The organism is Streptomyces sp. NPDC041784, from assembly GCF_055591025.1.
Genome location: NZ_JBVJAB010000035.1, coordinates 1 through 18,732, shown reverse-complemented (window position 1 = coordinate 18,732; position 18,732 = coordinate 1). Strand labels below are relative to the sequence as shown.

The following is an 18,732-nucleotide window of genomic DNA, read 5'->3' as shown; positions in this document are numbered from 1 at the left end:
CGACGAGGCTGGACATCCTTGACGAAGCCACTCGTCTCCTCTCCCTCCTCGACGACCACAACACCCAGCACACCGGGGAAACCAGTTGCCCCGCCCAAACGCCGCTGACATGGTCTCGACCATGCCTACCTTCTCCGCGCACGACGGGACCAAGCTCGCCTACCACGTGTTCGGAGACGGCCCTCCGCTGGTCTGCCTGCCCGGAGGCCCGACGGATTCCGCATACCTCGGCGGCCTCGGCGGCCTCTCCGCCCACCGGCGGTTGATCAGGCTGGACCTCCGGGGCACCGGCCAGTCCGCGACACCACGGGACACCGCCTCCTACCGCTGTGACCGACTCGTCGACGACGTCGAGGCCCTGCGCAAGCACCTCGGCCTCGACCGGATGGACCTGCTCGCGCATTGCGCCGGCGCCAATCTGGCCGCGCTCTACGTGAGCCGCCACCCCGAAAAGGTCAGCATGCTCGCGCTGATCACGCCAAGCGTCAGGGCCGTGGGCCTCACGATCCCAGGAGAGCTCCGGCTGGAGACCGCACAACTCCGCCGGGACGAACCCTGGTTCCCGGAGGCGTTCGCGGCCCTGGAGGCGATCGTGGCAGGCAAGGCCACCGCCGACAGCTGGAACGCCGTCGCACCCTTCTCCTACGGCCGCTGGGACGAGACGGCCCAGGCGCATCAGGCCGCCGGGAACGAGCGGATGAACACGGAGATCGTCGCTGCCTTCGGCGCCGAAGGCGCTTTCGCCCCGGACACCACCCGCACCGCACTCGCCCGGTTCACCCCGCCCGTCCTCCTCCTGGCCGGTGAAGCCGACCTGGGAGCCCCTCCTCGCACCATGGCCGAGTTCGCGGACCTCTTCCCGAACGCCGAACTCGTCGTCCAGCCCAGCGCCGGACACTACCCGTGGCTCGACGACGCCGACCGGTTCGTGGCGACCACCACAGCGTTCCTGGGACACACCAGCGCCCCGTCGTCATAACCCCGGCTGTTGAAGTTCCCAGGACGAAACCCGGTGGCACAACGGAAAGCAACCGCCCTCGCCGACCACCAGGGACCGGATTGTTCACCATGAACCGAAACGGTCAGTGCCCACGACGCCCGGATTTCCGGGTTTCCACAGGGGCCAGTGCCAGCGATCACGCGAAACCTGCAGGGGGGCTTGTGGTCGACGCGTACGAGGATCCCGGGATGCCCGACCGGCGGGGCGGCTGGGCGTATCTGGCCTGGCTGGTGCGGTGCCAGCCGGGCCGGGCGGTGGCCGGGGCGGTGCTGGCCAGCACCTGGATGGTGCTGCTGGCGATGGCGCCGTATCTGCTGTCGCGGGCGGTGGACGACGGGCTGGAGCCCGGGGACCCGGCCGCGCTGGCCGGCTGGACGACCGCGCTGTTCGTGGTCGGGGCGGCCAACTCCTGGGTGAGCATCGTGCGCCACCGCACGATGACCCGGCTGCGCATGGACGCCTACTTCCGCACCGTCAAGGTGGTCGTCGGGCAGGCGGTGCGGCTGGGCGACGCGCTGCCGCGCCGGATCGGCACCGGGGAGGTCGTCACGATCGGGGTGGGCGACGTCCACACCATCGCGAACGCGCTGACGGTGATCGGGCCGGGCGTCGGCTCGGTCGTCGTGTACGTCTTCGTCGCCGGGCTGCTGCTGTCCGTCTCACCGCTGCTGACGGCGGTCGTGCTGCTGGGGATGCCGGTGATCGCCGTGCTCGTCGGGCCGCTGATGGCTCGGCTCCAGGGCGCGGAGAGCGAGTACCGGGAGCGGCAGGGGGTGCTCACCTCGCGGATCGGCGATCTCGCGGGCGGGCTGCGGGTGCTGGGCGGACTGGGCGGCAAGGACCTGTTCGCGGACGCGTTCCGGCGGGACTCGACGCGGCTGCGGGAGCAGGGCTACCGGGTGGGCGCGGTCACCAGCTGGATGCAGGCCCTCGGCATGGGCCTGCCGACGCTGTTCCTCGCCGTGGTGACCTGGCTGGCGGCCCGGCTGGCGGCCCAGGGGGACATGACGGTGGGGCAGCTGGTGTCGGTGTACGGCTATGTCGCCGTGCTGGTGGGCCCGGTGGCCTTCCTCGTCGACATGGGGTACGAGCTGAGCCGGGGTGTGGTCTCGGCCCGGCGGGTCGTGGGGCTGCTGCGGCTGGAGCCCGACCCTGACACCGGCACCGCCGACGCGCCCGCCGGACCGGCGGAGCTGTACGACCCCGCGTCCGGCGTGCGGGTGGCGCCGGGCCGGCTGACCGCGCTGGTCGGGGCGCGCCCGGCCGAGCCGGCCGCCGTCGTCGACCGGCTCGGCCGGTACGGTCCGACCGATGTCACCTGGGGCGGGACCCGGCTCGACGCGATCGCGCTGTCCCGGGTCAGGGCCTCGATCCTGGTCGCGGACAACGAGGCCGACCTGTTCGCGGGCAGCCTGCGCGAGGTGGTGTGCGGCCGGCGGGAGCACCCTGCGGCGCGGGTGCGGGCGGCGGTCCGGGCGGCTGCCGCCGAGGACGTGGTGCAGGGGCTGGCGGAGGGCCTCGACGCGCCGGTGGCCGCGCAGGGCCGCAGTCTCTCCGGGGGCCAGCGCCAGCGCGTCCGGCTGGTGCGGGCGCTGCTGGCCGACCCCGAGGTGCTGCTGGCCGTGGAACCGACGTCGGCGCTGGACGCCCATACGGAGGCGGTGGTGGCCGAGCGGCTGCGAGCGGCCCGGACCGGCCGGACCACGCTCGTCACGACCACCTCGCCGCTGGTCCTCGATCACGCGGACACCGTGCTCTACCTGGTCGGCGGGAAGGTCGCGGCGAGCGGCGGCCACCGTGCGCTGCTGGCCCGGGAACCGGGGTACCGGGCGCTGGTGGCACGGGACGCGGAAGAGGAAGGAGCGGAGAACGGCGAAGACGAAGAGGAAGGCGAAGAGGAAGAGGCTGTGGGATGACGCCGGAGGAGACCCCGTCGGGCCGGCTTCCCGTCGCCGGGGCCGCTCAGGTGCGGCGCGCGGCCGTACGGCTGGTGCGGGCCGACGGGCGGGCCTTCGCCTGGGTGCTGCTGCTCAACGTGCTCGCCGCCGGGGCGAGTCTCGCCGGGCCCTGGCTGCTGGGGCGGATCGTCGACGCGGTGCGGGCCGGGGACGGCGTGGGGGCCGTGGACCGGCTGGCGCCGGTGATCCTGGTGTGCGCGGTGGCACAGCTGCTGCTGGCCCGCTGGGCGCGGTACGCGGGACACCGGTTCGGGGAGCGGACGCTGGCGCGGGTGCGGGAGGAGTTCGTCGGGCGGGCGCTGGCGCTGCCGGCGTCGGTCGTGGAGCGGGCCGGCACCGGTGACCTGGCCACGCGCGGCACCGCCGACGTGGCGGCGGTCGGCACGACCCTGCGGGACGCCGGGCCCGAGCTGCTGGTCTCCTCGGTGCAGGCGCTGCTCGCGCTCGCGGCGGTGTTCGTGATCGACCCGCTGCTCGGCGCGGTGGGGGTGCTCGGGCTGACGCCGATCTGGTGCGTGCTGCGCTGGTATCTGCGCCGGGCCCGCTCCGGCTATCTCGCGCAGGGGGCGGCGGACTCGGACGTCGCCGAGGTCCTGGCCGCGACGGCGGCCGGGGCGCGGACGGTCGAGGCGTTCCGGCTCGAGGAGCGGCGGACGGCGGTGAGCCGGGAGTCGCTGGAGCGCGCGCGCCGGGCCCGCTTCCACACCCTGTATCTGCGCAGCGTGTTCTTCCCGGTGGTCGAGGTGTCGTACACGCTGCCGGTGGCGGGCGTGCTGCTGGTGGGCGGGGCGCTGCACGCGCGGGGTGTGACGAGTCTGGGGGCGGTGGTGGCGGCGGCGCTGTATCTGCGCCAGTTCGCCGATCCGCTGGACCAGATCCTGGTGCGGGTGGAGCAACTCCAGTCCAGCGGTGCCTCGTTCGCCCGGGTGGAGGGCCTGGCGGCGGCACCGCGCGCTCGCGGGCGGGAGGATGCCCCGGTTCCGGTGGACGACCGGATCGACGTCCGGGACGTGCGCTACGCCTACGCGCGGGGCGGCGAGGTGCTGCGCGGGGTCGATCTGACCGTACGGCCCGGGGAGCGGCTGGCGGTGGTCGGGCCGTCCGGCGCGGGCAAGACCACGCTGAGCCGGCTGATGGCGGGGGTGGACGCGCCGAGCGCGGGCACGGTGACGGTGGGCGGGGTGCCGGTCGCGGATCTGGCGCCGGAGACGCTGCGCCGGCAGGTCGTGCTGGTGACGCAGGAGCACCATGTGTTCCTGGGGACGGTCCGCGACAACCTGCTGATCGCCGAACCGGCCGCGTCCGACGACGAGCTGTGGGCGGCGCTGGGCGCGGTGGGTGCGGCGGGCTGGGTACGGGAGCTGCCCGGCGGCCTCGACGCCCCGCTGGGCGGTTCGGGGTGCCGTCCGGACGGTTCGCGGGCGCAGCAGCTCGCGCTGGCCCGGGTGGTGCTGGCCGACCCGCACACGCTGATCCTGGACGAGGCGACGGCGCTGCTGGATCCGACGACCGCCCGGCACACCGAGCGGGCCCTGGCGGCCGTGCTGAAGGGCCGTACCGTCATCGCCGTCGCGCACCGGCTGCACACCGCGCACGACGCGGACCGGGTGGCGGTGATGGAGGACGGGCGGGTCACCGAACTCGGCACGCACGAGGAACTGGTGGCGGCGGGCGGGGCGTACGCCGCGCTGTGGCGGACGTGGCACGGGGAGCCCGAGGGGGTCTGAGAAACACCCGTTGCTCCGCATATCGAACATGAATTACCGGACAACGGAGGGTTTCCGGCCAAGTTTCTGACGCGCTCCTGACAGATAGCGCAATCCCCTGCCACTCTTCCCTCTGCTACTTCACAGCAACCCCACAGCTTCACGTTCTGCGTACCGCCTTTGTCGTGCCCGGCCGGCCCACCCGCCGTCGGGTCTCCCCTGGCCGCGTGATCCGCGGCCGCGCAGAAGGAGTCAGTGTTGAGAAGCAGTTCCTCTCGCAGACGCACCTCCCACAGCCCCTCCCGCAAGGTCGCGGCCGTCGCCCTGGTCGGCGTCTCCGCGCTCATCGCCGCCGCCGTGCAGACCGGCGCCGCCACCGCGGCACCAAAGAAGGCACCGTCGGCCGCGGGTCAGGTCCTCCCGGGCGCCGAGTCGGTCAAGCTCACCCCCGCCCAGCGTGCCGAGCTGATCCGCGCGGCCGACGCCGGCAAGGCCCGGACCGCCAAGGAACTGGGCCTGGGCGCCAAGGAGAAGCTGGTCGTCCGGGACGTCCTCAAGGACGGCGACGGCACCGTGCACACCCGCTACGAGCGCACCTACGACGGGCTGCCGGTCCTCGGCGGCGACCTGGTCGTCGAGTCCACGAAGGCCGACGCGACCGAGGCCGTCGTGAAGGCCACCCGCGCGAAGATCGCGCCGGCCACCACCGCGGCCGCCGTGCCCGCCGCCAAGGCCGAGGCGCAGGCGCTGTCCGCCGCGAAGGCGGAGGACGCCAAGAGCCCCGACGTCAACCGGGCGCCGCGCAAGGTGATCTGGGCCGCGAGCGGCACGCCGACCGTGGCGTACGAGACGGTCGTCGGCGGGTTCCAGCACGACGGCACCCCGCAGGAACTGCACGTCGTCACGGACGCCACCACGGGCGCGAAGCTGTTCGAGTGGGAGGCGATCGAGACCGGCACCGGCAACACGGTGTACAGCGGCCAGGTCGCGCTCACCACCACGCAGTCCGGGTCGACGTACAACCTGACCGACGGCGCGCGCGGCGGTCACAAGACGTACAACCTCAACCGCGGCACCTCCGGCACCGGCACCCTCTTCTCCGGCGCCGACGACATCTGGGGCAACGGCACCCCGTCGAACCTGGAGTCGGCCGGCGCCGACGCCCACTACGGCGCGCAGCTGACCTGGGACTACTACAAGAACGTGCACGGCCGCTCCGGCATCCGCGGCGACGGCGTCGGCGCGTACTCGCGCGTCCACTACGGCAACAACTACGTCAACGCGTTCTGGTCCGACAGCTGCTTCTGCATGACGTACGGCGACGGCTCGGGCAACGCCAACCCGCTGACGTCGATCGACGTGGCCGCGCACGAGATGACCCACGGTCTCACCTCGAACACGGCCGGGCTCAACTACTCCGGCGAGTCGGGCGGCCTCAACGAGGCGACCTCGGACATCTTCGGCTCGACCGTCGAGTTCTACGCCAACAACCCCTCCGACGTCGGTGACTACCTCATCGGCGAGGAGATCAACATCAACGGCGACGGCACCCCGTTGCGTTACATGGACAAGCCGAGCAAGGACGGCTCGTCCAAGGACAGCTGGTACTCCGGCATCGGCTCGATCGACGTGCACTACTCCTCGGGCCCCGCGAACCACTTCTTCTACCTGCTGAGCGAGGGCAGCGGCACCAAGACCATCAACGGTGTCACGTACAACTCGTCCACCTCGGACGGCCTTCCGGTCACCGGCATCGGCCGCGACAAGGCGGAGAAGATCTGGTTCCGCGCGCTGACCACGAAGTTCACCTCGACCACCAACTACGCGGGCGCCCGCACCGGCACCCTCGCGGCGGCGGGTGAGCTGTACGGCACGACGAGCGCCGAGTACACGGCGGTGCAGCACGCCTGGGCGGCCATCGCGGTCGGCTCGCGCCCCGGCGGCGGGGGCGGCGGAGGCACCTCCTTCGAGAGCACCACCGACGTGTCGATTCCGGACAACGGTGCGGCGGTCACCTCGCCGATCACCGTCTCCGGGCGGACGGGCAACGCACCGTCGAACCTCGCGGTGGCGGTGGACATCGTCCACACCTACATCGGTGACCTCCAGGTGCAGCTGGTCGCCCCCGACGGCACGGCGTACACGCTGAAGGCGTACGGCACCGGCGGGAGCACGGACAACCTCAACACCACGTACACGGTGAACGCCTCCTCCGAGGTCGCCAACGGCGTCTGGCAGCTGAGGGTCCAGGACAACGCGGCCGTGGACACCGGCTACATCAACAGCTGGAAGCTGACCTTCCCGTAGGTCCGACGACTGCGCAGGGCGCCGCCCCGGAGGTCACTCCTCCGGGGCGGCGCCCTCTTTTTGCCAGCCGATTGCCTATGTCCTGTTGGCCCTTTACCCAGGTCAACTGGGTTTACATTCCAGCAATGTTCACCCGCTGGTCGATTTTCAGCCAACATCACATAGGGGTCCTGACATGTACGCGACCTTGATGCGAGGCTTCCCCACATCCGCCGCACAACTTCACAGCCGTCACGGCCGGCCACCCCACGCCGGCCGGGCACCCCCACATCCAAGGAGCTTGTGTGACCTCCCTCTACGCGCGTCACAAGCGCACCACCCTGACCATCGCCACCGCCGTCGCGGCCGGTGCGCTGGTCACCACCGGTCTGACCACCGGTACCGCCGCCGCCCAGACCCCGGCGGACTCCACCACCGCCAAGCCGCTCGCCGTCCCGACCGCGCTGGCCCCGGCCGCCCGCACCGCCCTGATCCAGGACAAGCAGGCCGACGCCACCGCGACCGCGCAGGAGATAGGCCTCGGCGCCAAGGAGAAGCTGGTCGTCCGGGACGTCGTCAAGGACGCGGACGGCACGCTCCACACGCGCTACGAGCGGACCTACGCGGGCCTGCCGGTCCTCGGCGGCGACCTCGTCGTCCACGAGTCGGCCGCGGGCGCGAACAAGGGCGTCACCAAGGCGACGAAGGCCACCATCAAGGTCGCCTCCGTCAAGCCGGTCATCGCCGCCGCCAAGGCCGAGAAGCAGGCCCTCACCCTCGCCAAGGACGCCGGCTCCGCCAAGACCGAGGCCGACGCCGCGCCCCGCAAGGTGATCTGGGCGGGCAACGGCAGCAAGCCGACCCTCGCCTACGAGACGGTCGTCGGCGGCCTCCAGGAGGACGGCACCCCGAACGAGCTGCACGTCATCACCGACGCGGCCACCGGCAAGAAGCTGTACGAGTACCAGGGCATCGAGACCGGCACCGGCAAGAGCCAGTACTCCGGCACGGTGACGCTCGGCACCTACCTCTCCGGCTCGACGTACCAGCTGTACGACACCACGCGCGGCGGCCACAAGACGTACAACAAGGCGCGCGCCACCAGCTCCTCGGCGGGCACGCTGTTCACCGACGCGGACGACACGTGGGGCACCGGCTCCACCACCAGCTCCTCCACCTCGCAGACCCCGGCCGTCGACGCCGCCTACGGCGCGCAGACCACCTGGGACTTCTACAAGAACACCTTCGGCCGCAACGGCATCAAGAACAACGGCGTCGCCGCCTACTCCCGCGTCCACTACGGCAACGCGTACGTCAACGCCTTCTGGGACGACAGCTGCTTCTGCATGACCTACGGCGACGGCACGAGCAACACCCACCCGCTGACCTCGCTGGACGTGGCCGGCCACGAGATGACCCACGGCGTCACCTCGAACACGGCGGGCCTCAACTACAGCGGTGAGTCCGGCGGCCTGAACGAGGCCACCTCCGACATCTTCGGCACGGCGGTCGAGTTCTACGCGGCGAACTCCTCCGACGTCGGTGACTACCTCATCGGCGAGAAGATCGACATCAACGGCGACGGCACCCCGCTGCGCTACATGGACCAGCCGAGCAAGGACGGCGCGTCGGCCAACTACTGGTCGTCGTCGCTGAAGAACCTGGACGTGCACTACTCGTCCGGTCCCGCGAACCACTTCTTCTTCCTCCTCTCCGAAGGCAGCGGCTCGAAGACGATCAACGGGGTGACCTACAACTCCCCCACCTACAACAGCTCCACCCTCACCGGCATCGGCCGCGCCAAGGCGGTCCAGATCTGGTACAAGGCGCTGACCGAGTACTTCACGTCCACCACCACGTACGCGGGCGCCCGCACCGGCACCCTGAGCGCGGCGGCGGCCCTGTACGGCTCCACCAGCACCGAGTACAAGGCGGTCGCGGCGGCCTGGACGGCGGTCAACGTCAGCTAGTCGCTCCGCGGGAGAACAGGGCGGCACCCGGGACGAAGGCATCCCCGGGTGCCGCCCTACTCTTGGCTCCCATGTCCTTCACCTACGACGATGTCGGCGCCACCCGCGAGCCCGGCTTCTGCCCGCCCGGCTTCCACCCCCTGCACGAGCGCACCCGCATCGGCGAGGGCCACGACGTCTTCCGCCGCGCCGCGGAGGCGGTGATGACCTGGGAGATGCACCGCGCCCTGGGCGTGGGCATAGCCGCGACCGCCGAGCGGGCGGCCCCCGACGTCGACGTCACGGTCACCCTGGCCGGCCTCATCAAGGCCCCCTGCCGCGTGGTCTGGACGGCCGAGGAGCCCCGCCGCGCCGGCTGGGCCTACGGCACCCTCCCCGGCCACCCCGAATGCGGCGAGGAGTCCTTCGTCGTCGACCGCACGGGCGACGGCACGGTCTGGCTCACGGTGTCGGCGTTCAGCCGCGGCGCGAAGTGGTACGCGCGGGCGGGCGGCCCGGCGACACGGGGGTTGCAGCAGGCGTATGCGCGGCGGTGCGGGGTGGTGCTGCGCCAGCTGAGCGAGAGCGACAAGGTGTAGGCGACCGCGCTCACCCGGTCCCGAGAACCCTCGGCCGACCACCGGTCTCGAACCACAGGAGCTTCCCGGCACCGCGCCCGAGCGGCAGGCCGCCCCACCGGTCCGCGTACTCCCGCACGAGGTGCAGCCCGCGCCCGTTCTCACCGTCGAGCGGGGCGACGCCCGGCCGGCCTCCGGGAGGCTCGGCAAAGGGTGCGGGGACGTAGGGGTGGCTGTCCCAGACCCCCACCCGAAGCCGCCCGTCACCCAGAGCGGTGAGTCGCAGCGAGGCGGGGCCCTTGGTGTGCCGGTAGGCGTTGGTGACCAGCTCGGACGTCAACAACTCGACAACATCGAGCACTTCCCCCATACCGTGCCCACCGAGCGCCGCCCGCACGGTCATACGTGCGACACGTGCGGCCCTGGGGTCATGCGGCAGACGGAGGGCGTACGTCCAGGTGTCGGGCGGGGCTACGGTGACCACGAAGACCTCCGGGAGGAAGGGAGACTGGGACAACTCGCTCACGACCGCGCCGGACGGTGGCAGTGCCTGGTCGGTGCGCTTCCGGCTTATGGGCGCGGGCTGTTGAGCGGCTTGCGTTGCACAACGTAGCGTCACCAGTGGAAGGTATTCCATTGGATCAGCGAAGATCTACCAATCACCATCCGTGTGGGTGATACGAAGGCCCATGCCGAGAGAGAAGCGACCGCCATGCCACCCGCCCTCAGCGCGACCCTGCGCCAGCAGCGCCTCGGAACCGAGCTGCGCAAGCTCCGTGAACGCGCCGGGCTCACCTCGACCGCGGCTGCCGCACTCCTCGGCGGACCGCAGGCCCGGATCAGCAACATCGAAGCGGGGCGGTACGCCGTAAGCGCCGATCGCGTCCGCACACTCGCGCGCAACTACAGCTGCGCCGACGATGCCTACGTCGATGCCCTGGCCGCGATGACGGGTGGTCGCAAACGGGGCTGGTGGGAGGAGTACCGGGACAACCTCCCGTCCGGTCTGCTCGATCTCGCGGAACTGGAACACCACGCGACGGCGTTGCGAGTGTCCGTGACGGTCCACATGCCAGGACTTCTACAAACGTCCGAACACGCCCGCGCCACGATGCGAGAGGCGGTCCCGCCCTTGCGTCCGTACGAAATCGAGCACCGCGTCTCGTACCGGGTGAAGCGCCAGGCCGTACTGTTCGAGGGCACCCCGACGTCGTACACGGCCATCGTTCACGAGGCAGCCCTGCGCATGGGCTTCGGCGGCCCGGACATCGCCCGCACCCAGCTCGACCACCTCTTGGAAATGGGCGAACATCCCACGATCACCGTCCTGGTGATCCCCTTCGGCCAGACCGGCTTCCCGGCCTCGGGCCAACCGATCACCTTCGCGACCGGACCTGTCTCCCAGCTCGACACCGTCGTCCTGGACACCGACCACGGTTGCGAATTCCTCGACGCGGAGGCCCAGTTGGACCGCTATCGCTCCGTACTGGACCGCATGGAATCCTGCGCCCTCCCGGAACCCAAGTCCCGAGACCTCATCCACCGCATCTCCAGCGACCTCTGAGGAGCCCCGCCATGCCCAACCTCACCTGGCAGAAGTCCACCTACAGCGCCGAGGCTGCCAACTGTGTGACCATCGCCGCCGGGCCCACGGGCACCCTCCACCTCCGCGAAAGCGACGAGCCGGACGTCATCCTCACCACGACACCGGCCCGCTTGCGGGCGCTGATACGCGGCCTGAAGGATCACCCGATGACCGCTCACTGACAGCGGCGGAAGCAGACCACGCACACAGCCCCACACCCGCCAGGGGCGTGGGGCTGTTTCCTGATCCAGGATCAGCGGAGCGCTACCGCATCAACACCCCCGCCACCTCCGCCAGTTCCTCCGAAGGCACCGCCACCACCCCCACCTCCGCCGTCGACGCCAGCAGGGCGTGGGCGGGGAGGATGCGGACCGTGTAGCCGAAGGGGCCTGTGCGGTCCAGTGACAGCGGGCCCTCATACATCCACCGCCCCTCCAGATCCGGGCCGCCCGCCGGTTTCAGGGGGACCGTCGTCGCGTCCGTGATGCGGTCCTCCTCGTCGACGCGGCCGGAGACGGCCTGCACCTCGACGTCCTCGGGGGCGAGGTCACCGAGGCCGACGCGGACCCGCAGCGCGAGTGTCGTGCCCAGTTCGGCGGTGGTCGTGACGACCGAGGTCTCCACGTGGTCGACCGTCACCGCGTGCCAGGCGGACCGCACCCTCCCCTTCCAGGCGGCCAGGTCGCGCGCGGTGTCCGGGTCCATCGCCCGGTGGGCCTGCGCGGCCGGGGTGTAGAGGCGTTCCACGTACTCGCGGACCATCCGGCCGGCCAGCACCTTGGGGCCGAGCAGCGACAGCGTCTGGCGGACCATCTCGATCCAGCGGTCGGGCAGCCCCGCCCGGCCCCGCTCGTAGAAGCGGGGGGTGATGCGTTGCTCCAGGAGGTCGTAGAGGGCCGCCGCCTCGATGTCGTCCCGGTGGTCGGGGTCCGTGCCGAAGCCGTCCGCCGTGGGGATCGCCCAGCCGAAGTCGGGCTGGAACCACTCGTCCCACCAGCCGTCCAGGACGGAGAGGTTGAGGCAGCCGTTGAGCGCCGCCTTCATGCCGGACGTGCCGCACGCCTCCAGGGGACGCAGCGGGTTGTTCAGCCAGATGTCGCAGCCGGGGTACAGCTTCTGCGCCATCCCCATGCCGTAGTCGGGCAGGAAGACGATCCGGTGGCGCACGCGCGGGTCGTCGGCGAACCGGACCAGCTCCTGCACCAGCCGCTTGCCGCCGTCGTCCGCCGGATGCGCCTTGCCCGCCACCACGATCTGGATCGGCCGCTCCGGGTGCAGCAGCAGCTCCATCAGCCGGTCACGGTCCCGGAGCATCAGCGTCAGCCGCTTGTACGAGGGGACCCGGCGCGCGAACCCGATGGTGAGGACGTCGGGGTCCAGCACGCCGTCGATCCAGCCCAGCTCCGCCGTCCCCGCGCCCCGCTGCCGCCAGGACGCCGTCAGCCGCCGGCGCACCTCGACCACCAGCTGTTCGCGCAGCAGCCGCCGCAGCTCCCAGACGTCCTGGTCGGCGATGCCCGCGACCGCGTCCCAGCGTTCGTTGTCGCCGACGGTCAGCGCGTCCTCGGCGCGCTGGGCGCCGACCTGGCGGGCGCCGAGCCGCAGTACCTCGGGGGCGACCCAGGTCGGCGCGTGGACCCCGTTGGTGACGGAGGTGATCGGCACCTCCTCCGCGTCGAACCCCGGCCACAGGCCGGCGAACATCCCCCGGCTGACCTGGCCGTGCAGCAGCGACACGCCGTTGGCGCGCTGGGCCAGGCGCAGGCCCATCACCGCCATGTTGAAGAGGTTCGGCTCGCCTCCCGGGTAGGTCTCCATGCCCAGCCGCAGGACGCGGTCGACGTCGATGCGCGGGAGTTCGGCGTCGGGGCCGAAGTGCCGGGCGACCAGCTCGCGGTCGAAGCGGTCGATGCCCGCCGGGACGGGCGTGTGGGTGGTGAACACCGTGCCCGCTCGGACCGCCTCCAGCGCCGAGTCGAAGTCCAGCCCGTCGTCGCAGAGTTCCGCGATCCGCTCCAGGCCCAGGAATCCGGCGTGGCCCTCGTTGGTGTGGAACACCTCCGGCAGGGCGTGCCCGGTGAGCCGGCAGTACGTCCGTACCGCCCGGACACCTCCTATGCCGAGCAGCATCTCCTGGAGCAGCCGGTGCTCGCTGCCGCCGCCGTAGAGCCGGTCGGTCACCCCGCGTTCGCCGAGGTCGTTCTCCTCGACGTCGGAGTCGAGCATGAGGAGGGGGACCCGGCCGACCTGGGCCAGCCAGATCCGGGCGTGCAGCTGCTTGCCGGCGGGCAGCGCGAGGGAGACCCGGGCGGGGGTGCCGTCGTCCTCCCGCAGCGGGGTGAGCGGCAGCTCGTTGGGGTCGAGGACGGGGTAGTGCTCCTGCTGCCAGCCGTCGCGGGAGAGGGTCTGGCGGAAGTAGCCGTGCCGGTAGAGCAGCCCCACGCCGATCAGCGGGACGCCCAGGTCGCTGGCGGCCTTCAGATGGTCGCCGGCGAGGATGCCCAGGCCGCCGGAGTACTGGGGCAGGGCGGCCGTGATGCCGAACTCCGGGGAGAAGTAGGCGACGGCGGCCGGGAGTTCGGTGGTGCGGGCCTGCGTCTGGTACCAGCGTTCGCCGGTCATGTAGTCGTGCAGGTCGTCGGTGGCCGCGGTCAGCCGGCGCAGGAAGCGGCGGTCCTCGGCCAGCTCGGCGAGCCGCTCGGGGAGCACCCCGCCGAGCAGCCGCACCGGGTCGCCGTCCGAGACGGCCCAGCGTTCGGGGTCGACGGCCTGGAAGAGTTCACGGGTGTCCGCGTGCCAGGACCAGCGCAGATTGCGGGCCAGGTCACTGAGCGGCCGGAGGGGTTCGGGGAGAAGGGGTCGGACGGTGAATCGACGGATCGCCTTCACATTCCACCTCGGCGTTGCGCGTTCGCTGGATGGACGCACGGCTCTGTACGTCCGGTGACTCAGAACCGTACCGGTGTTGCCCCGACACCTGGGGGAGGCTTTCCCCGATGGGTCAGAATCACGCATTCCAGCGATATGGCTGATTCCACTCACACAGGCCACCTTGTGGCACTTCACCCCGCACGAGAGGCTGCCTCTTGAGTCGAGGAGGGGAACTCGAACCATGGCACGGACGCGTACCCGGCGTCTGCGCGGGGCGGGGGGCCTGACCGCGGTCGTCACGACCGTGGTCCTGTCGGCCGTCACCCTGCCCGCGCACGCCGTACCGGAGGGGAAGATACTCGGCGCCGGTCGGCCCGGCTCCGTCGGCGGAAGCTATCTGGTGACGCTGAAGGGGGGCACACAGGCGTCCTCCGCGGCCGGACGGGGCCTGGTCGGGGCGTACGGAGCGAGAATCAGCCACACCTACGACACGGTCCTCAACGGCTTCGCGGTCGAGGCCGACGAGAGACAGGCCCGGCGGCTGGCGGCCGACCCGCTCGTCGCCTCGGTCGTCCAGGACACCCGGGTCACCGTGGACGGCGCGGTGCGCAACCCGCCGTCCTGGGGCCTGGACCGGGTGGACCAGCCCGGCCGGCCGCTGGACGGCGGCTACTCCTGGCCGAAGTCGGCGGGCGCCGGGGTGACGGTGTACGTCATCGACACCGGCATCCGGGTGACGCACAAGGAGTTCGGCGGCCGGGCGAGCCACGGCTGGGACTTCGTCGGCGGCGATCGCACCGCCGCCGACGGCAACGGCCACGGCACCCATGTCGCCGCCACCGTCGCGGGCACCTCGTTCGGCGTGGCCAAGAGGGCGAAGGTGGTCTCCGTCCGCGTGCTCGACGACGCCGGCGCGGGCACCACCGCGCAGGCCATCGCGGGCATCGACTGGGTCACCCGGAACGCCCGCAAGCCCGCGGTCGCCAACCTCAGCCTGGGCGGCGGCTACAACGCACAGCTCGACGCGGCCGTCCGCACCTCCATCCGATCCGGTGTCACCTACACGGTGGCGGCCGGCAACGAGGGCCGGCCGGCGGCCCTCCAGTCCCCCGCCGACGTCAAGGAGGCCGTCACCGTCGGCGCCACCGACCGCACGGACACCCGGGCGGCCTCCTCCAACTACGGCTCCGCCCTCGACCTGTTCGCGCCGGGCGTGTCGATCACCTCCGCCTCGCACCGGAGCGACACCGCACGCGCCACCTACTCGGGTACGTCGATGGCGGCGCCGCACGCGGCGGGCGCGGCCGCGCTCTATCTGGCCGACCACCCGAAGGCCACGCCGGCCCAGGTCTCCCGGGCACTCGTCGCGGGGGCGGCGAACGGCAAGGTTTTTGGTCGGGGCGATGGTTCACCGAACAAAATCCTGCAAGTGCCGCCGTTCTAGGGAGTCCTGGCGGCGGCCCCCCGTGACCGGCCCCGTTTGTCCTGAACGGGGCCGGTCTTGTGCGTAGACATACGCGCGAGTAGTTAACAAAGTGCCGGAATGCTCACCCGTTCAGGGTGGGAAGGCTCCCTCGGTACTCGACCCCACATCCCTCCGCCCACCCCCGTTGAAGCGGACAGGAGCGGTCATGCCCGCCACGCACCACTCGTCAGCACCCCCGACATCCCGCACCAAAGCAACCGAAACGACCGACACGCGCCCCGTGCGTCCCACCGACACCGGCCCGCCCGCCGCGGAGCGATCCTCCACCGGCGCGGCCGCCACCGCCGTCGGACGCATTCCGGTCCTCGACGTCCGTCCCGTCGTCCAGCAGGGACGCCGGCCCGCCAAGGCGGTCACCGGTGAGACGTTCGAGGTCTCGGCGACCGTGTTCCGCGAAGGACACGACGCCGTCGCCGCCAACGTCGTCCTCAAGGATCCGCACGGCCGCCCCGGCCCCTGGACCCCGATGCGCGAACTCGCCCCCGGCACCGACCGCTGGGGCGCCGACGTCACCCCGGACGCGCCGGGGCACTGGACGTACACGGTCGAGGCCTGGAGCGATCCGGTCGGCACCTGGCGGCATCACGCCAAGATCAAGATCCCGGCCGGGATGGACACGGAGCTGGTCCTGGAGGAGGGCGCCCGCCTCCACGAGCGGGCGGCGGCCGGCACCCCCGAGCGCGAGGGGGACCGGGCCGTCCTCCTCGCCGCGGCCGACGCCCTGCGCGACGAGACCCGTCCGCCCGCCGCCCGGCTCGCGGCGGCGTTGACGCCGGAGGTGGACGCGGTCCTGGCCCGCCATCCGCTGCGGGACCTGGTCACCGCCTCCGACCCGCTGCCCCTGCTCGTCGAACGCGAACGCGCCCTGTACGGCGCCTGGTACGAGTTCTTCCCGCGCTCCGAAGGGACCGCGCAGCAGCCGCACGGCACGTTCCGGACCGCCGCCCGCCGGCTGCCCGCCATCGCCGCGATGGGCTTCGACGTCGTCTACCTCCCGCCGGTCCACCCCATCGGCACGACCTTCCGCAAGGGCCGCAACAACACGCTCCACGCCACCCCCGACGACGTGGGCGTGCCGTGGGCGATCGGCTCCCCCGAGGGCGGCCACGACGCCGTCCACCCAGCCCTGGGGACGATCGAGGACTTCGCCTGGTTCGTGACGGAGGCCGCACGGCACGGCCTGGAGATCGCCCTGGACTTCGCCCTCCAGTGCTCCCCCGACCACCCCTGGGTCGACAAACACCCCGAGTGGTTCCACCACCGGCCCGACGGCACCATCGCCTACGCCGAGAACCCGCCGAAGAAGTACCAGGACATCTACCCCGTCGCCTTCGACGCCGACCTGGACGGCCTCGTCGCCGAGACCCTGCGCGTCCTGCGGCACTGGATGTCGTACGGCGTGCGGATCTTCCGCGTCGACAACCCGCACACCAAGCCGGTCGTCTTCTGGGAGCGGGTCATCGCGGACATCGGCCGCACCGACCCGGACGTCATCTTCCTCGCCGAGGCCTTCACCCGCCCCGCGATGATGCGCACCCTCGCCCAGATCGGCTTCCAGCAGTCCTACACCTACTTCACCTGGCGGAACACCAAACAGGAACTGACGGAGTACCTCACCGAACTTTCCGGTGAGACGGCCTCCTACATGCGGCCCAACCTCTTCGCCAACACCCCCGACATCCTGCACGAGTACCTCCAGGACGGCGGCCCGCCCGCCTTCGCGATCCGCGCCGTCCTCGCCGCCACCCTCTCCCCCACCTGGGGCCTCTACAGCGGCTACGAACTGTACGAGAACACCCCGCTGCGGCCCGGCGGCGAGGAGTACCTCGACTCGGAGAAGTACCAGCTCAAAGCCCGCGACTGGGCCGCGGCCGAACGCGAGGGCCGCACCCTCGCCCCGCTGATCACACGGCTCAACGCCGTCCGGCGGGGCAACCCCGCGCTGCACCGGCTGCGCAATCTGCACTTCCATCACGCCGACCAGGAAGCGGTGATCGTCTACTCGAAGCGGAGCGGGTCGAACACGGTTCTGGTGGTCGTCAACCTCGACCCCCACCACACCCAGGAAGCGACGGTCTCGTTGGACATGCCGCAACTCGGCCTGGACTGGCACGAGTCGGTACCGGTGCGCGACCAGCTCACCGGCGAGACCTATCACTGGGGCAGGGCCAACTACGTGCGCCTCGAACCGGGCACCCGGCCCGCGCACGTCCTCACCGTCCTGCGACCGTCCAACCCGCAGATCGGAGGGTCACCCACACGATGATCGTCAACGAACCCGTTCCGGACACCTTCGAGGACACCCCCGCAGGGGACCGCGACCCCGAGTGGTTCAAGCGCGCCGTGTTCTACGAAGTCCTCGTCCGTTCCTTCCAGGACAGCAACGGCGACGGCGTAGGCGACCTCAAGGGCATCACCGCCAAACTCGACTATCTCCAGTGGCTGGGCGTCGACTGCCTCTGGCTTCCCCCGTTCTTCAAATCACCGCTCCGCGACGGCGGATACGACGTCTCCGACTACACCTCCGTGCTCCCCGAATTCGGTGACCTGGCCGACTTCGTGGAATTCGTCGACGCCGCCCACCAGCGCGGCATGCGCGTGATCATCGACTTCGTGATGAACCACACCAGCGACCAGCACCCGTGGTTCCAGGAGTCACGCAAGGACCCCGACGGGCCCTACGGCGACTACTACATGTGGGCCGACGACGACAAACAGTACGGCGACGCCCGGATCATCTTCGTCGACACCGAGGTCTCCAACTGGACCTTCGACCCGGTCCGCAAGCAGTACTTCTTCCACCGGTTCTTCGCCCACCAGCCCGACCTCAACTACGAGAACCCGGCCGTGCAGGAGGAGATGATCTCCGCGCTGCGGTTCTGGCTGGACCTGGGCATCGACGGGTTCCGGCTGGACGCGGTGCCGTACCTGTACGCGCAGGAGGGCACCAACTGCGAAAACCTTCCGGCAACCCATGAGTTCCTCAAACGGGTCCGCAAGGAGATCGACTCGCACTACCCGGACACGGTGATCCTGGCGGAGGCCAACCAGTGGCCCGAGGACGTGGTCGACTACTTCGGCGACTACGCCTCCGGCGGCGACGAATGCCACATGGCCTTCCACTTCCCCGTCATGCCCCGCATCTTCATGGCCGTCCGCCGCGAGTCCCGCTACCCGGTGTCGGAAATCCTCGCCAAGACCCCCGCCATCCCCGCCAAGTGCCAATGGGGCATCTTCCTCCGCAACCACGACGAACTCACCCTCGAAATGGTCACGGACGAAGAACGCGACTACATGTACGCGGAATACGCGA

At 71.1% G+C, this 18,732-nt stretch carries 13 protein-coding genes; 11 read left to right on the top strand and 2 right to left on the bottom strand.

Translation table 11 applies throughout. The features are described from left to right. Positions 1 to 121 precede the first annotated feature (121 nt). The 6 genes from ACZ6D7_RS40725 (at position 122) to ACZ6D7_RS40700 (ending at position 9,498) form a co-directional block, all read left to right on the top strand. Complete coding sequence (locus ACZ6D7_RS40725) at positions 122 to 979, top strand: alpha/beta fold hydrolase (protein WP_469502105.1); 858 nt, start codon at positions 122 to 124, stop codon at positions 977 to 979. 182 nt (positions 980 to 1,161) lie between these two features. Then, positions 1,162 to 2,916 carry an ABC transporter transmembrane domain-containing protein gene (locus ACZ6D7_RS40720; protein ID WP_469502103.1) on the top strand — a complete coding sequence of 585 codons (1,755 nt, stop codon included), beginning with the start codon at positions 1,162 to 1,164 and terminating at the stop codon, positions 2,914 to 2,916. Next, positions 2,913 to 4,685: an ABC transporter ATP-binding protein gene (locus tag ACZ6D7_RS40715; RefSeq protein WP_469502100.1), complete on the top strand. Its 1,773-nt coding sequence runs from the start codon at positions 2,913 to 2,915 to the stop codon at positions 4,683 to 4,685. Before ACZ6D7_RS40720 ends, ACZ6D7_RS40715 begins: the two co-directional genes overlap by 4 nt. Positions 4,686 to 4,922: 237 nt before the next feature. Beyond that, on the top strand, positions 4,923 to 6,971 hold the full coding sequence (locus ACZ6D7_RS40710; protein ID WP_469502097.1) for a M4 family metallopeptidase: 2,049 nt from the start codon (positions 4,923 to 4,925) through the stop codon (positions 6,969 to 6,971). A 284-nt stretch (positions 6,972 to 7,255) separates the two neighbouring features. Then, on the top strand, positions 7,256 to 8,920 hold the full coding sequence (locus ACZ6D7_RS40705) for a M4 family metallopeptidase (RefSeq protein WP_469502094.1): 1,665 nt from the start codon (positions 7,256 to 7,258) through the stop codon (positions 8,918 to 8,920). A 71-nt stretch (positions 8,921 to 8,991) separates the two neighbouring features. Beyond that, on the top strand, positions 8,992 to 9,498 hold the full coding sequence (locus ACZ6D7_RS40700; RefSeq protein ID WP_469502091.1) for a DUF1990 domain-containing protein: 507 nt from the start codon (positions 8,992 to 8,994) through the stop codon (positions 9,496 to 9,498). 10 nt (positions 9,499 to 9,508) lie between these two features. On the opposite strand, the gene ACZ6D7_RS40695 is transcribed toward ACZ6D7_RS40700, so the two are convergent. Continuing rightward, the gene (locus ACZ6D7_RS40695) at positions 9,509 to 9,961 is read right to left on the bottom strand and encodes an ATP-binding protein (protein WP_469502088.1); all 453 of its coding nucleotides are present in this window, start codon (positions 9,959 to 9,961) and stop codon (positions 9,509 to 9,511) included. A 228-nt stretch (positions 9,962 to 10,189) separates the two neighbouring features. On the opposite strand from ACZ6D7_RS40695, the gene ACZ6D7_RS40690 reads away from it, so the two are divergent. Together ACZ6D7_RS40690 and ACZ6D7_RS40685 are read left to right on the top strand one after the other, a co-directional pair. After that, on the top strand, positions 10,190 to 11,041 hold the full coding sequence (locus ACZ6D7_RS40690; RefSeq protein ID WP_469502086.1) for a helix-turn-helix domain-containing protein: 852 nt from the start codon (positions 10,190 to 10,192) through the stop codon (positions 11,039 to 11,041). Between the two features lie 11 nt (positions 11,042 to 11,052). Next, positions 11,053 to 11,244 carry a DUF397 domain-containing protein gene (locus tag ACZ6D7_RS40685; RefSeq protein WP_469502082.1) on the top strand — a complete coding sequence of 64 codons (192 nt, stop codon included), beginning with the start codon at positions 11,053 to 11,055 and terminating at the stop codon, positions 11,242 to 11,244. Between the two features lie 82 nt (positions 11,245 to 11,326). Here the strand turns inward: ACZ6D7_RS40685 and ACZ6D7_RS40680 are convergent, their stop codons facing one another. Next, positions 11,327 to 13,951: a glycosyltransferase family 1 protein gene (locus ACZ6D7_RS40680; RefSeq protein WP_469502080.1), complete on the bottom strand. Its 2,625-nt coding sequence runs from the start codon at positions 13,949 to 13,951 to the stop codon at positions 11,327 to 11,329. A gap of 223 nt (positions 13,952 to 14,174) precedes the next feature. Here ACZ6D7_RS40680 and ACZ6D7_RS40675 point away from each other — a divergent pair, with 223 nt between their 5' ends. From ACZ6D7_RS40675 to ACZ6D7_RS40665, 3 genes are all read left to right on the top strand, one after another. Continuing rightward, a complete protein-coding gene (locus ACZ6D7_RS40675; RefSeq protein ID WP_469502078.1) occupies positions 14,175 to 15,377 on the top strand; it encodes a S8 family peptidase in 1,203 nt (400 codons plus the stop codon). Positions 15,378 to 15,564: 187 nt separating this feature from the next. Next, positions 15,565 to 17,685 (top strand): alpha-1,4-glucan--maltose-1-phosphate maltosyltransferase, encoded by a 2,121-nt coding sequence (locus ACZ6D7_RS40670; protein ID WP_469502073.1) that lies wholly within the window; start codon positions 15,565 to 15,567, stop codon positions 17,683 to 17,685. Further along, positions 17,682 to 18,732 (top strand): alpha-amylase family glycosyl hydrolase (locus tag ACZ6D7_RS40665; RefSeq protein ID WP_469502071.1); only part of this gene is annotated, 1,051 nt, incomplete at its 3' end. The genes ACZ6D7_RS40670 and ACZ6D7_RS40665, both read left to right, overlap by 4 nt.

Excerpts from the sequence above, each read along its gene's own strand:
- ACZ6D7_RS40700 (WP_469502091.1), top strand. The coding sequence starts at position 8,992 with ATGTCCTTCACCTACGACGATGTCGGCGCCACCCGCGAGCCCGGCTTC.
- ACZ6D7_RS40690 (WP_469502086.1), top strand. The coding sequence starts at position 10,190 with ATGCCACCCGCCCTCAGCGCGACCCTGCGCCAGCAGCGCCTCGGAACC.
- ACZ6D7_RS40670 (WP_469502073.1), top strand. The coding sequence starts at position 15,565 with ATGCCCGCCACGCACCACTCGTCAGCACCCCCGACATCCCGCACCAAA.
- ACZ6D7_RS40685 (WP_469502082.1), top strand. The coding sequence starts at position 11,053 with ATGCCCAACCTCACCTGGCAGAAGTCCACCTACAGCGCCGAGGCTGCC.
- ACZ6D7_RS40715 (WP_469502100.1), top strand. The coding sequence starts at position 2,913 with ATGACGCCGGAGGAGACCCCGTCGGGCCGGCTTCCCGTCGCCGGGGCC.
- ACZ6D7_RS40725 (WP_469502105.1), top strand. The coding sequence starts at position 122 with ATGCCTACCTTCTCCGCGCACGACGGGACCAAGCTCGCCTACCACGTG.
- ACZ6D7_RS40675 (WP_469502078.1), top strand. The coding sequence starts at position 14,175 with ATGGCACGGACGCGTACCCGGCGTCTGCGCGGGGCGGGGGGCCTGACC.